This is a genomic window from Herbaspirillum camelliae (assembly GCF_001929405.1).
Taxonomy (GTDB): Bacteria; Pseudomonadota; Gammaproteobacteria; order Burkholderiales; family Burkholderiaceae_D; genus Herbaspirillum; species Herbaspirillum seropedicae.
Map to the genome: position 1 here is coordinate 5191171 of NZ_KV880769.1, position 15304 is coordinate 5206474.

Consider the following 15304-nt stretch of genomic DNA (forward strand, 5'->3'; position numbering starts at 1 on the left):
TCGGGTCCGATCAGCGCCGGGGCACCAGGAACACCGCTTTTTCGCTGACATTGAGCGCAGGCTGGTCTTCAGCCTCCAGTTCAATGCGGATCTTGTTGGAGCCGACTTCGCCCGCACCGTGCGGCGCGCGCACGCGCACCGGCACCGAGACCGTCTGCGTAGCCGCGACCTCGATGGGAGCCGCCGGATCCACACTCAGTCCGGCCAGGCCCTTGGCGCGAATGAGGTAACGGTGGCCGCGTTCATCGGTGTTGATGATCTGCAGGCGATAGACGTTTTCGATGATGCCCTCTTCGACTTCGCGCCCCATCGAACCACGGTCACGGATCACGTCCAGCTTCAGCGGAGTGCGCACCCACAGCGAACCGGCGAACAGGGCAATCACCGTCCCCAGGATGGCGCCGTAGATCAGGATGCGGGGGCGCACCAGACGACGCCGGATCTCCGCCGTGGAGAAGCCCTGCTCGACCGCATTCTCGGTGGAGTAGCGGATCAGGCCACGCGGCCGCTTGATCTTGTCCATCACGCTGTCGCAGGCGTCCACACAGGCGGCGCAACCGATGCACATGTATTGCAGGCCCTGACGGATATCGATACCGGTGGGGCAGACCTGCACGCACATCGTGCAGTCGATGCAATCGCCAGCGCGGGCGCCGGTGTCCAGCTTGGCCGCCTTGGCGGCGGGCATGCGGGGTTCGCCACGGGCCACGTCATAGGTGATGATGAGCGAATCGCGGTCGAACATGGCGCTCTGGAAGCGGGCGTACGGACACATGTACTTGCAGACCTGCTCGCGCATCCAGCCCGCATTGCCATAGGTGGCAAAGCCGTAGAAGAGAATCCAGAAGCTCTCCCACGGACCCAGCGCAAAGCCGCTGATCTCGGGCAGCAGGTCGCGGATGGGCGAGAAATAGCCGACGAAGCTGATGCCGGTCCACAAGGCCAGCGCCCCCCAGGCCAGGTGCTTGGCCGACTTGCGCCAGAGCTTGTCGAACGACCAGGGTTGGCGGTCCAGGCGCATGCGGGCGCTGCGGTTGCCTTCGATGCGGCGCTCTATCCACATGAAGATTTCGGTATAGACCGTCTGCGGACAGGAATAGCCGCACCAGACGCGGCCAGCCACGGCCGTAAACAAGAACAGGCTGAAGGCGCAGATGATCAGCAGCGCCGCCAGCCAGATGAAGTCCTGCGGCCAGAGCACCAGGCCGAACAGATAGAATTTGCGGGAAGCCAGGTCGAACAGCACGGCCTGACGCTCATTCCAGTTGATCCACGGCAGTCCGTAGAACACCAGCTGCGTCAGAAAGACACAAAGCCAGCGCAGGCTGGCGAAACGTCCCTGGATCTCGCGCGGGTAGATCTGCTCGCGCGCCGCATACATGCGGATGACGGCATATTCGTCCTTGCCTGTCTTGCTGTCACCGGTTTCGGGTGGCGGGTCCCCTTCCTTGTCCTGCCTGGGTTTCATCACGGCTTTTTCCATGGTCTTGCCTGATCTGCCTTCACTCTCTGTGCGCTCCTGATCTTGTCGAGGGAGCGCGTTACCTACTGCGCCGGGACCGCGCCGATCTGTGTCAGCGTCGGCCCCGGCGGCGGAACTAGCACCTCATGCGCGGCATGAGGTCTTACTTGGCTGCGGCGTTGCTGGGCTTGTTGGAAAGACTCCACACATAGGCGGCCAGCACATGCACCTTGGGTTCACCGAGGAACTCGCCAAACGCCGGCATGGTGTTGTCGCGGCCCTTGTTGATGGTTTCCTTGATGGTGTCGATGCTGCCGCCATACAGCCAGATCTTGTCCGACAGGTTGGGCGCACCCAGGGCCTGGTTACCCACTCCGCCCGGCCCGTGGCAGGCCATGCAGGCAGCGAACTTGGACTTGCCCAGTTCCGCCTTGATCGGGTCATGAGTCGAATTGGACAGGCTCAGCACGTAGTTGGCGACGTTGTCGACATCCTTGTCGGTGCCCACGGCTGCGGCCATCGGCGGCATGACGCCGTGGCGGCCCTTCATGATGGTTTCCTTGATGATTTCAGGGGTACCGCCATGCAGCCAGTCGTTGTCGGTCAGGTTGGGGAAGCCCTTGTTGCCGCGGGCATCCGAACCATGGCACTGGGCGCAGTAGGTCAGGAACAGGCGTTCGCCGATGGCGTGGGCCTGGGAATCACCAGCCACCACCTTCAGGTCTTGCTTGAGATAGTGGTTGAACAGCGGACCATACTTGGCTTCAGCAGCCTTCACGTCGGCATCGTGCTCGCCGGTGGAGCGCCAGCCCAGGGTGCCGGGCAGGTTGCCCAGGCCCGGATAGGCCACCAGGTAGCCGATCGAGAAGAAGATGGTCAGGTAGAACAGCCACATCCACCAGCGCGGCAGTGGGTTGTTCAGTTCGCTCAGGTCTTCGTCCCAGACGTGGCCGGTGGTGGAACCAGCGGCCTTTTCCTCGCCCTTCTTGACCTTCCAGTTCGATTGCTGCCACAGCAGCAGCGTGCAGCCGGCGATACCCAGCACGGTCAGCACGATGATCCAGATATTCCAGAAACCATTGGTGAAATCAGCCATGGCGCACCTCCTTGTCAACGCCTTCCTGGGCCGGCTGGCCGATGTCGCCATCGGCGAAGGGAATCATCTCGGCTTGCTTGAAGTCAGCGGGCTTGTGGCCGATGTAGGTCCACCACAGGATGCCGGCAAAGGTGATGAAGCTGATCAGCGTGATCAGGCTGCGTGGATCGGTAATCATTTCAATCATGGTCTTATCTCTCCGCCTTGATCAGCACGCCCAGGCCTTGCAGGTAGGCGATCAGCGCATCCTGCTCGGTCTTGCCGACCAGCTCGGCCGGGGCATTCTTGATGTCTTCTTCGGTGTACGGGTCGCCGATGCGCTTCAAGGCCTTCATGCGCGAGACGATGTCGTAGTTGTCCAGCTTGGCTTGCTCCAGCCACGGGTAGGCCGGCATGTTGGACTCGGGCACCACGTCGCGCGGATTGTGCAGGTGGGCGCGATGCCATTCGTCGCTGTAGCGGGTACCCACCCGGGCCAGGTCAGGACCGGTGCGCTTGGAGCCCCACTGGAAGGGGTGGTCATAGACCGACTCGCCGGCCACGGAATAGTGGCCATAGCGCTCGGTCTCGGCGCGCAGCGGGCGGATCATCTGCGAGTGGCAGTTGTAGCAGCCCTCGCGGATGTACACGTCGCGGCCAGCCAGGCGCAGGGCCGAATAGGGCTTCAGGCCAGCGATGGGCTCGGTCGTCGATTTCTGGAAGAACAGCGGCACGATCTCGGCCAGGCCACCGATGCTCACCACCAGCAGCACCAGGCCGATCAGCAGCCAGGGGTTCTTCTCGATCCATTCATGCGAAAACTTCATCATTTCCCCCAAATCAGTGCGCAGCGTTGGTCACGGCAGGAATCGGTGCGACAGCCAGTTCGGTGCCGCGCATGGTGCGCCAGGTGTTGTAGGCCATCACCAGCATGCCGGACAGGTACATCAGGCCGCCCATCAGACGGATCACGTAGTACGGATAGGTTGCCTTGACGCTTTCCACGAAGGTGTAGGTCAGGGTGCCGTCGGCATTGACCGCGCGCCACATCAGGCCTTGCATCACACCGGCGATCCACATCGCGGCGATGTAGAGCACGATGCCGATGGTAGCGACCCAGAAGTGGATTTCGATCAGATCCTTGCTCCACATCTGGGTCTTGCCCGACAGACGCGGAATCAGGTAGTACATCGCCCCCATGGTGACGAAGCCGACCCAGCCCAGAGCGCCCGAGTGGACGTGACCGATGGTCCAGTCGGTGTAGTGGGACAAGGCGTTGACGGTCTTGATGGCCATCATCGGACCTTCGAAGGTGGACATGCCGTAGAAGGACAGCGACACCACCAGGAACTTCAGGATGGGGTCGGTGCGCAACTGGTGCCAGGCGCCCGACAGGGTCATCATGCCGTTGATCATGCCGCCCCAGGACGGTGCCAGCAGGATCAGCGAGAACACCATGCCCAGCGACTGGGTCCAGTCAGGCAGTGCGGTGTAGTGCAGATGGTGCGGGCCGGCCCACATGTAGGTGAAGATCAGCGCCCAGAAGTGCACGATCGACAGGCGGTAGGAATACACCGGACGATTGACCTGCTTGGGAATGAAGTAGTACATCATGCCCAGGAAGCCAGCGGTCAGGAAGAAGCCCACGGCGTTGTGGCCGTACCACCACTGGATCATCGCATCCTGCGCGCCGCTGTACATGGAGTAGGACTTGGTCAGCGTAGCCGGCATGGTCATACCGTTGACGATGTGCAGGATGGCCACGGCGATGATGAAGGCGCCGTAGAACCAGTTGGCCACATAGATATGCTGCACCTTGCGCTTGATCAGGGTGCCGAAGAACACCACTGCGTAGGCCACCCAGACGACGGCGATCAGGATGGTCAGGGGCCATTCCAGTTCGGCGTATTCCTTGCCCCGGGTCAGACCCAGCGGCAACGAGATGGCGGCGCCGACGATCACCAGCTGCCAACCCCAGAAGGTGAAGGCGGCCAGGAAGTCGGAAAACAGGCGCACCTGGCAGGTGCGCTGGACGACGTAATACGAGGTGGCCATCAGCGCACAGCCGCCGAAGGCGAAGATCACCGCGTTGGTATGCAGGGGCCGCAGCCGGCCGAAGCTCAGCCAGGGTATCCCCATGTTCAGTTCAGGCCATGCCAGTTGGGCGGCGATGATCACGCCGACCAACATACCGACTACGCCCCACAGGATGGTCGCCACGGTGAATTGGCGCACAACCGTGTAGTTGTAGCTATTTTCTTTGCTCACGAAACTCTCCCCACTATGTTGAGTACTGGTCAATGCGAGCTTACGGGGCGCAGCTTCCGGCAGCCTTGACGTGTATCAAAATGGGGAGAAGCGCGGGAACAAAGACGGGGAAACAATGGTCTGCGTCAACCGCAGCGCACACAATCACGCGCCGCCGGACGGCTCCTGCGGGACGGCGGCATCGTCGTCGTGGAGGATGCGCATGGCAGGCCCTTCGAGGTCATCGAACTGCCCGCTGTCGGAGGCGCGGAAGAACACCCAGATCGCCAGGAAGACCAGCAGGGTGCTCAGGGGAATGAGGAGATAGAGCGCTTCCATCAGGCCGCTCCCGCCAGCGCCGGGCGCACCGCCGCCGGCTGTGCTTCTGCAGCAGAGCGCGCCTGCCGGCGACTCAGGCGTAGTGCATTGCCCACCACCAGCAGCGAACTGAGCGACATGCCCACCGCCGACATCCAGGGATCGAGCAGGCCGAAGGCTGCCGCCGGAATGGCCAGGAAGTTGTAGGTCGCAGCCCACACCAGGTTCTGGCGCACGATCTGCATGGTCCGCTGCGCCATCGCCGCGCAATCGGCCACGGCCTGCAGGCGGTCACTCATGATGACGGCATCGGCACTGACCTGCGCCAGCGCCGCGCCCTTGCCCATGGCGAAGGAGACATCGCCGGCGCGCAGCATGGCCGCGTCGTTGATGCCATCGCCAACGATGGCCACCACCGCCCCATCCCGCTGCAGATTGCGCACATAGTCCAGCTTGCCCTGTGGCGTGCAGGCTGCCTGCACCTCGCTGATGCCGGCTGCGGCGGCCACCTCGGTACAGACCTCCGGCTGGTCGCCGCTGAGCAGGATGGTGCGCAGGCCCAGTGCGCGGAAAGCCGCCACGGTCGCGACCGCATCCGTGCGCAAGGCATCGGCCAGGTCGAAGCGCGCCAGCCAACCGTCGCTGCTACCCAGATAGACGCTGCCCGCCCCGCTGGCAGCCGACTGCAACAGGACCGGCGGCAATACAGTGCCCGCCAGCCCAGCGACAAAACTGCGCGAGCCGATGCGATAGAGGTCACCCTCGATCATGCCCTGCATGCCCGCCCCCGTCACCGAAGTCAGTTGTTCCACCTCGAGGGCGTCCACCTGCCGGCGCGCGCCCTCCTCCACCAGCGCCTTGGCCAGCGGATGCAGGCTGCCGCGCTCCATGGCAGTGGCGATCGCCAGCGATCGCTGGCAGTCCACATCCGACCACAAGGCGGTCAGCTGCGGACGTCCCTGGGTAAGCGTGCCGGTCTTGTCGAAGACGATGGTGTCGGCGCGTTGCAGGGTTTCCAGCACATTGCCCCGCACTACCAGCGTACCGGTCCGCAACAGACGATCGGTGGCAGCCGCCAATGCCGAGGGTGTCGCCAGCGACAAGGCGCAGGGGCAAGACACCACCAGCACCGCGATGGCGGTGGACCAGGCACGCGTCGGATCGATCAATTGCCAGGCCAGGAAAGTAGCCCCGGCCAGCAGCAGCAGCGCCACCACGAAGCGCGAGGCGACGATGTCGGCCCACTGGGCCAGCGCCGGCTTGCCCTGTCCGGCCTGCTCGGCCAGCCGGGTCAACGCGGCCAGCGTGCTTTCGCCGGTGGCGCGCACCACCCGCAGGAACACCGGCTGGCTCAGGTTGACTGCGCCGCCGGGCGCTTCCTGGCCGATCTGGAAAGACTGGGGACGGCTTTCGCCCGAGAGCAGGGCCAGGTCGAACTCGCCCACACCCTCCAGCAGGCAGGCGTCGGCCGCGATGGTATCGCCTGGACGCGCCAGGATCACATCCCCCTCGCGCAATTGCGCTGCGGCCACCAGGGTGGTCTCGCGCTGCTGCGGATAGCCTGGCGCCAGCAGCGCCGAGGCCGGGAAGGCCTGCTGCATGCGCTCCAGTGCCGAGGCGGATTTGCGGCGCGCGGCCGCCTCCAGGTAGCGACTGCCCAGCAGCAGGAAGATGAACATGCTCACACTGTCGAACCAGATCTCACCCTCGCCGCGCCAGGTGGCGATGGCGCTGGCCAGGAAGGCTGCTGCGATGCCGATGGCCACCGGCAAGTCCATCCCCGGTGCACGGGCGCGCAGGCCGGCCCAGGCGCCGGTGAAGAACGGCAAGGCCGAATAGAACACGGCAGGAATGGTCAGGAACAGGCTGGCCCAGCGCATGAGCGACATCATGTCGGGATCGATGCCCTCATGGGTCATGTAGACCGGCACGGCATACATCATCACCTGCATCATCGACAGGCCGGCGATGAACAACTGGCGGAACAGGCGGCGCGAGGCACGGCGCGCCTGTTCACCCTGGCGCAGGGGATCGAAGGGATAGGCGGTATAACCCAGCCCGCGCAGGCCGCGCAGGATGGTGGCGGTGGAACACAAGGCGGGATCGCGGCGCAGGTGCAGCCGCGAGGTGGCCACGTTCATCTCGGCCATCTGCATGCCGGGCAGGCGCACCAGGTATTTTTCGATCAGCCAGACGCAGGCCGAGCAACGCAAGCCATCGATGGACAGGACCAGCTCCGCGCTGGCGTCGGCGGCATGAGGCTGATCCTGCGCCTGCTGCGGCTGCTCCAGCAAGGCCAGTTCGGGTGGAAGCAGTTGTTCGGGATCGACCCGGGCCGAAGGCGCCGTGCGGCGCAGGTAGAAGTCTGCGCAGCCGCTGTCGACGATCAGTCGCGCCACGCTCTGGCAACCGACACAGCACAGCTCACGCCGCGCCCCGCCGATCTCCAGCGTCCACGCCTGCCCGGCCGGCACCGGCTGGCCGCAATGGAAACACAGTGTCCCCTCGCCGCTCCCGTCCCCGCTCCCTTCACCGCTCATCGTCATCCCCCATGCGCCGGACTGATGCAGAACACATCGATCCAGCCGCGTGCAATGCCCATGCCACCGATCTCGGCGCCACGCAGCAAACCCACTATTCCGAAAGCCAGCACGACCACACCGGCAGCCAGACGCACCGCCGGACGCTGCGCCAGCTGGCGCAGGCGCGCACCGGACAGGCCGGCCGCCAGCAACATCGGCAAGGTGCCGGCGCCAAAGGCCAGCATGGTCAACGCCCCCTGCATGGCGCTGCCGGCCATCAAGGCCGTCAACAAGGCGCTGTAGACCATCCCGCAGGGTAGCCAGCCCCAGAGGCTGCCCAGCAGCAGGGCCTTGGCCGGCGTATCCACCGGCACCAGGCGCGCGGCCAGCGGGCGTACACGCGCCCACAAGGCGCTGCCCAACTGTTCCAGACGCGCCAGCGCCGGCCACCATTGGGTCAGGTACAGACCCAGCAGGACCAGCACGATATTGGTGATCAGGTAAGCCACCCGCTGCGCCGGCGCCAGCCAGCCGAGCACATCGGCGCCGCGCAGCAAACCCGCTGCGATACCGCCAGCCAATGCGCCGGCCAGCGCATAGCTGGACAGGCGGCCCAGGTTGTAGCAGAGCACGCGCCCCAGATCCTGGGCCACGGCCTGGACCTGGATGCCGCCTGCGGGATGAATGGGAATGATGCGCAGCAGGCGCGCGCCGTCATTGCGACCGGGCGCGGCCACCGACAGCAGGGGCGCAGCCGGCGCGGGCGTCGGACGAACGGGCGCCGCCGAACTGAGCGCGCCGACGATGCCGCCACACATGCCTATGCAATGGACGCTCCCCATCAGGCCTACCAGGAAGATCGGCAGCAGATTCACTCCCGCTCCCGCTCAGACCGTCTGTGAATATCGCTGCGGGGCATCCTTGTTCTGGCTGGCGGCCTTCTCGCGCTCCTGGTTCAGGTAGCGATCGAAGACCATGCAGATGTTGCGAATCAGCAGCCGCCCCTTGGGCTCGACGGTGATCCACTCCGGTTCGATCTTGATGAGGCCGTCTTCTTCCAGCTGCTTCAGCTTTTCCATCTCGTTGGCGAAGTATTCGCGAAAGACGATGGGATAGGCGATTTCCAGCGAGTTGATCGACAACTCGAAATTGCACATCAGGCGCTGAATGATCAGGCGGCGCAAGACATCATCCATGCCCAGCTGGATGCCACGGGCGATGGGCAGCGTGGAATTTTCCAGGCGGGCGTAGTAGTCGTCGAGGGTCTTTTCGTTCTGGCTGTAGCTGCCGCCCACCGCGCTGATGGCCGATACGCCGCAGGCCACGAGGTCGGTCTCCGAATGGGTGGAGTATCCCTGGAAGTTGCGGTGCAGACGCCCCTGCTGCTGGGCGATGGCCAGGTCGTCAGTGGGCTTGGCGAAGTGATCCATGCCGATATAGACGTAGCCCGCCGAGGTCAGCTGGCGGATGCACAGCGAGAGCATGTCGAGCTTGCTGTCGGCGCTGGGCAGGTCTTCTTCCTTGATCTGGCGCTGGGTCTTGAACAGCTGCGGCATGTGCGCATAGTTGTAGACGGCGATGCGATCCGGGCTGGCGGCGATCACCTTGGCCAGCGTGCGCGACATGGACATCACGTTCTGCTTGGGCAAGCCATAGATCAAGTCGATGCTGACCGAGCGGAAACCGGCATCGCGGGCGGCGCGGATGATCTCCAGCGTCTGCTCTTCCGACTGGACACGGTTCACGGCCAGCTGCACCTCGGGATCGAAATCCTGCACGCCCAGGCTGATGCGGTTGAAGCCCTGCTGGCGCAGCTTGTGGACACGTTCCACCGACACCGTACGGGGATCGATCTCGATGGAGTATTCGCCGACGTGGTCAGGTGCGAGCGTGAAGCAGTGGCGGATGTGGTCCATCAGGTCCGACATCTGCTCATCCGAAAGGTAGGTCGGGGTGCCGCCGCCGAAGTGCAGTTGCTCGACCTGGTTCATTCCCGAAAAAAGCGAGCCCTGCATGCTGATCTCGCGCTTGAGATAGCTCAGGTAGAGTGCGGCCTTGGCACGGTTCTTGGTGACGATCTTGTTGCAGGCGCAGTAATAGCAGATGGTGTCGCAGAACGGAATGTGCAGATACAGCGACAAGGCGCGCCAGGCGCTCATGCTGCGACGGTCGGACACCGCATGGAGGTAGTCGGTGACGGCAAAGTCACTGGTGAAACGGTCTGCAGTGGGATAGGACGTGTAGCGCGGACCACGCTGGTCCATTCTGCGCAGCACGCTCTTGTTCATGCCGGCGAGACTGGCGGAAGACTGCAGGGTGGACGGATGGGCGACTTGCATGCGATGCTCCTGGCCGGCTGCCACGCCGGACTGACGCGGCGCGCACATGCGCTGGGCCGCGAGCCCACCGGGCGAGCTGGTATTAACTGGAGCTTGCAGGATATCGACCTCACCGCAAAAACACCTTGATGTGCATCAAAAGGCCGGACGTGGCAGGAATGCAGCATCCCGCTACTTTTTTGCGCCTGTCGCGCTTTACTTCCCCCAGGCAACTCCTTAGCCTCTGATCTGAACCGGCCCTGCATGCAAACTGATCGCCGTTACTGATGAGTTGCAAGCAGATGAGCCCAAGATCATCAATGTTAAGACCACGGGGGAATCACCATGAGCTTTTTGCGCACCACCTTGCCCTGCCTCGGCGCCGCCCTGGCCATCACCACCTTGCCAGTCCACGCCGCCGGCCTTGGCCTCTCGGGCGAGCTGGGCACGACCGGGGTGGGCGTCCACCTCAGCGTGCCGCTGGCGCCGCAATGGAATGCCCGCTTCGGGGTGAACTACTTCGACTATTCCTTCAGTTCCAGCACCAACAGCGTCAATTATGACGCCAAGGCCAAGCTGCGCACCTTCGACGCCCTGCTGGACTGGTTCCCGTTTTCCAATGGCTTGCGCCTCTCGACCGGCGTGATCTACAACGGCAACAAGATCGACGCCACCGGACGCCCCAGGAACAACGGCACCTACACCCTCAACGGCAATACCTACCTGGCGTCCCAGGCCGGGCAGGTGGATGGTCGCATCGACTTCAAGAAGTTCGCCCCCTACCTGGGCGTGGGTTACGGCAATGCGGTCGCACCCGACCAGGGCTGGGGCTTTACCGCCGATGCCGGCGTGATGTTCCAGGGTAATGGCTCAAGCTCGCTGAGCAGTTCGGGTTGTACTGCCTCCGCGTTGATCTGCGCGCGCCTGGCCAATGACGTGGCGGCCGAGAATGCAGAACTCAATGACAAGGTGCATGGCTACAATCTCTATCCGGTGGTGCGGGTGGGCGTGAGCTACAGGTTCTGAACTGCATCGGCCCTGGTAGGCCTCGGCGCCGCCTTGCGAGTAGCTATCCAGCACAGGATGGAGCCGGCGCAGACCAGCCCGGCCCCGATCCAGAACGAGCCTGGCAAGGGCGAGCGCAAGAGCAGCGCCGACAGCGCCGAGGAAAACACCGGAATGAAATAGGATGCCCCCGCCAGCACCGTGACATTGCCGTGCAGGATACCCACATTCCAGGCCGCATAGCCCAGCCCCATGGCCGCTGCGGCCAGCAGCAGATAGACCAGCGCCGGCAGGCTCATGCTGAGCTCGGCCAGATGGCCGCCGGCCAGCACCTTGAGCCACAGCACCACGGCCACCATCATGAAGAAGGGCGTCACGCCATTCATGCCGGCAGCGATGCGGGTGGTGACGGTGCAGTAGGCCGCCCAGATCAGCGCGCCCGCAAAGGCCAGGCCATAGCTCAAGGGATTGTCGCGGATGTTCTCCAGCATGTCGGCCACATCCAGCCCCTGGTCACCGCCCAGCACCCAGCAGATACCCAGCATGGAGAGGACGAATCCCGGCGCCATCAGCCACGTGGCGCGTTGCTTGCCGAACAGGATGGCGGCAGTCAGCGTGAAGGTCGGCCACAGATAATTGACCATGCCGACCTCGATGGCCTGGCGCGCCGTATTGGCATAGCCGATGGACAGCGACAGGCACAGCTCATAGCTCACGAAGAGCACGCTGCCCCAGAACAGATAGCGGCCCGGGAAGCTGCGCAGCCGGGGCATGCCCACCGTCACCAGCAGGATCGCCGAGGCCACCGTATAGATCGCCGCCGCGCCGCCGGTGGCGCCCAGGTGTTCGCTGACGCCCCGGATCAGGCCGACGATGGCGCTCCAGAGGACCACGGCGGTCAGGCCGACCAGGGTTGCCTTCTTGCTGTTCATGAGATGTTCCTGCCGGAAAAACGCAGCAGTGTACCCCGAACGGGCCGTCCAGGCAGGCCGGGCGGCGCAATGGACTATAATGGCTGGCTTCGCCTTTTGCCGCCGGCAAAGGCTTGTTGCCATGGGTTCCCTCGCCCCCATTCATCAAAAAGGTCCATATGACGACTCTCGACCTGCGCCGCCACGCCGCGCTGCTGACCTGGCTTTCCCTGTTCCACCTGCTGGTGATCACGTCCAGCAATTACCTGGTGCAACTGCCCGTCGCCCTGTTCGGCCTGCATACCACCTGGGGGGCGTTCAGCTTCCCCTTCATCTTCCTGGCCACTGACCTGACCGTGCGCTTCTTCGGCGCGCCGCTGGCCCGTCGCATCATCTTTGCGGTGATGCTGCCGGCGCTGTTCATTTCCTATGGCGTCTCGGCGCTGTTCTACATGGGGCAGTGGCAGGGCTTCGGCGCGCTGGCGCATTTCAACGTGTTCGTGGCGCGCATCGCGGCGGCCAGCTTCATGGCCTATGTGCTGGGACAGGTGCTGGACGTGCAGGTCTTCAACCGCCTGCGCGCTTCGCGCCATTGGTGGCTGGCGCCGTCGGTGTCGATGATCTTCGGCAATGCGAGCGACACCATCGCCTTCTTCTCCATCGCCTTCTGGCGCAGCAGTGATCCCTTCATGGCCGAGCACTGGATCGAGATCGCGCTGGTCGACTACGGCTTCAAGATCGCCATCAGCCTGCTGTTCTTCCTGCCGGCCTATGGCGCGCTGATGTCATGCCTGAAGAGCTGGTTTGCCCGCCCTCCCGCGGCCGATCCGGCCTGAGTCCTGCAACGATTTGCATCCAACGGTAAACTTGCGGCTTTGTGCGGCCTGTCCGCCGCGCCCCTCCTCCTCCACCCTCCACCTGGACTGCGCATGAACTGGCCCCTGTTTGCCCTTGCCGTTGCCGCCTTTGGCATCGGCACCACCGAATTCGTCATCATGGGCCTCTTGCCCGATGTCGCCCGCGATCTGGACGTAACGGCTCCGGCAGCCGGCATGCTGGTCTCGGGCTATGCCCTGGGCGTGGCCGCGGGTGCGCCCATCCTCGCCATCCTGACCGCCAAGTGGCCGCGCAAGCAGGCGCTGGTGGGATTGATGTGCCTCTTCATCCTGGGCAATGTGCTGTGCGCCCTGGCGCCCAACTATGTCTTCCTGATGGTGGCGCGGGTGGTGACGGCCTTCTGCCATGCGGCCTTCTTCGGCATCGGCTCGGTGGTGGCGGCCGAACTGGTCGCCCCGCAGAAGCGCGCCCAGGCCGTGGCGCTGATGTTTACCGGCCTGACCGTGGCCAATATCCTGGGCGTGCCGCTGGGCACCGCCTTCGGCCATGCCGCCGGCTGGCGCTCCACCTTCGGAGCGGTGACCGCCATCGGCGTGCTGGCCGCGATCATGCTGTGGACCATGCTGCCCAAGAAGATCCCCATGCAGGCAGGCAATATCTTCCAGGAATTCCGCTCCATCATCGACACCCGCGTGCAACTCTCGCTGCTGACCTCGACCCTGGCCTCGATCAGCATGTTCAGCGTCATCACCTATATCGCCTACATCCTGCTGGACGTGACCGGTTTCACCACCCAGCAGGAAAGCTGGGTGCTGCTGCTCTTTGGCGCCGGCATTACCGTGGGCGGACTGGTGGGTGGCAAGCTGGCCGACTGGAAGCTCATGCCGGTGATGTGCGGCGTGTTCCTCTGCATCGCCGTGGTGCTGGGGCTGTTCTCCATTACCAGCCACTACAAGTGGCCGACGCTGGCGACCATGTTTGCCTGGGGTGCATTTGCTTTTGCGGTGGTGCCGGGCGCGCAGATCCGCGTACTCGATACCGCGCGCGGCGCGCCCAACCTGGCCTCCACGTTGAACCAGGGCGCCTTCAACCTGGGCAATGCCACCGGCGCGTGGGTGGGCGGCCTGGCCATTTCGGCCGGACTGCCGCTGACCGACCTGCCGCTGATCGGCTCCTTCTTCGCCCTGCTGGGACTGGCCACCGTGGCCTTCTCGGCCTCGCTGGACAAGCGCGTGCGCGCCCCGGCCTGATTCGTCCTCGTACAAAGACAAAGGCGCTTGTCCCGCGCAGGACAAGCGCCTTTTTTCGTTGCCCGCGCCGGATCAGGCTGGCCTCAGATGGGCCGAGGCGATGAAGTTGTCGAAGAAGCGCTCGCAGCGCGCCAGCTGTTCCAGCGTGACGAACTCATTGGGCTTGTGCGCATGCGCAATGTCAGCCGGCCCGCAGATCACCGCCGGCATCCCGGCCTGGCCAAAGAGACCGCCCTCGGTGCCAAACCCCACCTTGCGCGCACGCTCGCTACCCAGGATGCGCAGGGCCGACGTCACCAACGGATCATCGGCGGGCGTACACATGCCGGGATAGGAGGTCAGCGTCTCGAACTCGATGCGCCCCTGTACGCCATCGATGCGCATCTGCGGCAGGATTTCCTGCTCCGCATAGGCCTTCACTTCCTCGAACACCTCGGCCGGATCGATGCCGGGCAGGAAGCGGTGCTCAAAGACGAACTCGGCCTTGTCCGGAATGATGTTGGGCGCATTGCCGCCGCTGGTGAGCGTGGTGGCAATGGATGAATACGGCACGTCGAAGTCATCATCCTGCACCCCCGAATGCCGCACCCGCAAGGCGATCTCGCGGATCTTCAACTGCATCATGGCGGCGAAGTCGATACTGTTGATGCCGAGGTGCGGGCAGGACGAATGCGCCGCATGGCCGTGCACCGAACAGCGATAGGAGCGCTTGCCCTTGTGCGCGATGACCGGCTGCATCATGGTCGGTTCGCCAATGATCACACCGGTGGGCCGGATGTCGTTCTGCTGCAGGTCGGCCAGCAGCTCGCGCACGCCCAGGCAGCCCACCTCCTCGTCATAGGAGAACGAGAAATGCAGCGGCGTATGCAGCCGCCCCAGGTCGATGGCGGGCAGGCGCGCCATGCAGATGGCGATGAACCCCTTCATGTCGCAGGCGCCACGGCCAAACAACTTGCCATCGGCGACATGCGCCACGAAGGGATCGGTATCCCATTTCTGGCCGGTCACCGGGACCACATCGGTATGACCCGAAAAGACCGTCCCAAAGCGCCCCGGCCCGGCATCGCCCAGCGTCGCAAAGAGATTGGCCTTGCGCCGCTCGGCGTCATAGGTCAGGCGGGTGACCGCGCCATGGCGCTCCAGGTGATCGCGCACCCATTCGATGAGACCCAGATTGGATTCGCGGCTGACGGTATTGAAGCCGATGAGGGTGGTGAGGATGTCCAGCGTCTGGCGGGTCGGTTGCGACGCCGCAGTGTTCAGTGATGCATTCATGATGATGTTTTGCCTGTTCGATTCAGGAACATGGTGCTAGGCTGCGCGGATGCAGCATGCAACGCACGTTCCGGCAACTTCCTC

The 15304-nt window shown here is 64.1% G+C and carries 14 protein-coding genes; 3 read left to right on the plus strand and 11 right to left on the minus strand.

What is annotated here, in order from left to right; genetic code table 11:
* Nucleotides 1-10: 10 nt before the first annotated feature.
* From ccoG to hemN, 9 genes are all read right to left on the minus strand, one after another.
* Entirely contained in the window at nt 11-1483 is a 1473-nt protein-coding gene (gene ccoG, locus BGK68_RS23210; protein ID WP_075259008.1) for a cytochrome c oxidase accessory protein CcoG, read from the minus strand.
* Between the two features lie 142 nt (nt 1484-1625).
* Nucleotides 1626-2558 carry a cytochrome-c oxidase, cbb3-type subunit III gene (gene ccoP / locus BGK68_RS23215; protein ID WP_075259009.1) on the minus strand — a complete coding sequence of 311 codons (933 nt, stop codon included), beginning with the start codon at nt 2556-2558 and terminating at the stop codon, nt 1626-1628.
* The gene (locus BGK68_RS23220) at nt 2551-2745 is read right to left on the minus strand and encodes a cbb3-type cytochrome oxidase subunit 3 (RefSeq protein WP_041310998.1); all 195 of its coding nucleotides are present in this window, start codon (nt 2743-2745) and stop codon (nt 2551-2553) included. The genes ccoP and BGK68_RS23220 overlap by 8 nt, the downstream gene beginning before the upstream one ends.
* A 4-nt stretch (nt 2746-2749) precedes the next feature.
* On the minus strand, nt 2750-3364 hold the full coding sequence (ccoO, locus tag BGK68_RS23225; protein ID WP_013235148.1) for a cytochrome-c oxidase, cbb3-type subunit II: 615 nt from the start codon (nt 3362-3364) through the stop codon (nt 2750-2752).
* Nucleotides 3365-3377: 13 nt separating this feature from the next.
* Nucleotides 3378-4805, minus strand: coding sequence for a cytochrome-c oxidase, cbb3-type subunit I (gene ccoN, locus BGK68_RS23230; protein WP_075259010.1), 1428 nt, complete (start codon nt 4803-4805; stop codon nt 3378-3380).
* A gap of 144 nt (nt 4806-4949) precedes the next feature.
* Nucleotides 4950-5123, minus strand: coding sequence for a cbb3-type cytochrome oxidase assembly protein CcoS (ccoS, locus tag BGK68_RS23235; RefSeq protein ID WP_013235150.1), 174 nt, complete (start codon nt 5121-5123; stop codon nt 4950-4952).
* Nucleotides 5123-7642: a heavy metal translocating P-type ATPase gene (locus tag BGK68_RS23240; protein ID WP_075259011.1), complete on the minus strand. Its 2520-nt coding sequence runs from the start codon at nt 7640-7642 to the stop codon at nt 5123-5125. The genes ccoS and BGK68_RS23240 overlap by 1 nt, the downstream gene beginning before the upstream one ends.
* A gap of 2 nt (nt 7643-7644) precedes the next feature.
* Nucleotides 7645-8499, minus strand: coding sequence for a sulfite exporter TauE/SafE family protein (locus BGK68_RS23245; RefSeq protein ID WP_075259012.1), 855 nt, complete (start codon nt 8497-8499; stop codon nt 7645-7647).
* Nucleotides 8500-8511: 12 nt separating this feature from the next.
* A complete protein-coding gene (gene hemN / locus BGK68_RS23250; RefSeq protein ID WP_075259013.1) occupies nt 8512-9963 on the minus strand; it encodes an oxygen-independent coproporphyrinogen III oxidase in 1452 nt (483 codons plus the stop codon).
* A 453-nt stretch (nt 9964-10416) separates the two neighbouring features.
* Between hemN and BGK68_RS23255 the strand changes: the two genes are divergently transcribed.
* Nucleotides 10417-10968, plus strand: coding sequence for a hypothetical protein (locus tag BGK68_RS23255; protein WP_075259967.1), 552 nt, complete (start codon nt 10417-10419; stop codon nt 10966-10968).
* Here the strand turns inward: BGK68_RS23255 and yddG are convergent.
* The gene (gene yddG, locus BGK68_RS23260) at nt 10956-11879 is read right to left on the minus strand and encodes an aromatic amino acid DMT transporter YddG (protein ID WP_075259014.1); all 924 of its coding nucleotides are present in this window, start codon (nt 11877-11879) and stop codon (nt 10956-10958) included. The genes BGK68_RS23255 and yddG overlap by 13 nt on opposite strands.
* Before the next feature lie 158 nt (nt 11880-12037).
* On the opposite strand from yddG, the gene BGK68_RS23265 reads away from it, so the two are divergent.
* Complete coding sequence (locus BGK68_RS23265) at nt 12038-12694, plus strand: 7-cyano-7-deazaguanine/7-aminomethyl-7-deazaguanine transporter (RefSeq protein ID WP_075259015.1); 657 nt, start codon at nt 12038-12040, stop codon at nt 12692-12694.
* A gap of 93 nt (nt 12695-12787) precedes the next feature.
* Nucleotides 12788-13945 (plus strand): MFS transporter, encoded by a 1158-nt coding sequence (locus BGK68_RS23270; RefSeq protein WP_075259016.1) that lies wholly within the window; start codon nt 12788-12790, stop codon nt 13943-13945.
* Between the two features lie 72 nt (nt 13946-14017).
* Here the strand turns inward: BGK68_RS23270 and argE are convergent, their stop codons facing one another.
* Nucleotides 14018-15220, minus strand: a complete 1203-nt coding sequence (gene argE, locus BGK68_RS23275; RefSeq protein WP_075259017.1) for an acetylornithine deacetylase — start codon at nt 15218-15220, stop codon at nt 14018-14020.
* Nucleotides 15221-15304: the final 84 nt, after the last annotated feature.

Excerpts from the sequence above, each read along its gene's own strand:
- ccoP (WP_075259009.1), bottom strand. The coding sequence starts at position 2,558 with ATGGCTGATTTCACCAATGGTTTCTGGAATATCTGGATCATCGTGCTG.
- yddG (WP_075259014.1), bottom strand. The coding sequence starts at position 11,879 with ATGAACAGCAAGAAGGCAACCCTGGTCGGCCTGACCGCCGTGGTCCTC.
- ccoS (WP_013235150.1), bottom strand. The coding sequence starts at position 5,123 with ATGGAAGCGCTCTATCTCCTCATTCCCCTGAGCACCCTGCTGGTCTTC.
- ccoO (WP_013235148.1), bottom strand. The coding sequence starts at position 3,364 with ATGAAGTTTTCGCATGAATGGATCGAGAAGAACCCCTGGCTGCTGATC.
- BGK68_RS23240 (WP_075259011.1), bottom strand. The coding sequence starts at position 7,642 with ATGAGCGGTGAAGGGAGCGGGGACGGGAGCGGCGAGGGGACACTGTGT.
- hemN (WP_075259013.1), bottom strand. The coding sequence starts at position 9,963 with ATGCAAGTCGCCCATCCGTCCACCCTGCAGTCTTCCGCCAGTCTCGCC.
- argE (WP_075259017.1), bottom strand. The coding sequence starts at position 15,220 with ATGAATGCATCACTGAACACTGCGGCGTCGCAACCGACCCGCCAGACG.
- BGK68_RS23220 (WP_041310998.1), bottom strand. The coding sequence starts at position 2,745 with ATGATTGAAATGATTACCGATCCACGCAGCCTGATCACGCTGATCAGC.
- BGK68_RS23270 (WP_075259016.1), top strand. The coding sequence starts at position 12,788 with ATGAACTGGCCCCTGTTTGCCCTTGCCGTTGCCGCCTTTGGCATCGGC.
- BGK68_RS23265 (WP_075259015.1), top strand. The coding sequence starts at position 12,038 with ATGACGACTCTCGACCTGCGCCGCCACGCCGCGCTGCTGACCTGGCTT.
- ccoG (WP_075259008.1), bottom strand. The coding sequence starts at position 1,483 with ATGGAAAAAGCCGTGATGAAACCCAGGCAGGACAAGGAAGGGGACCCG.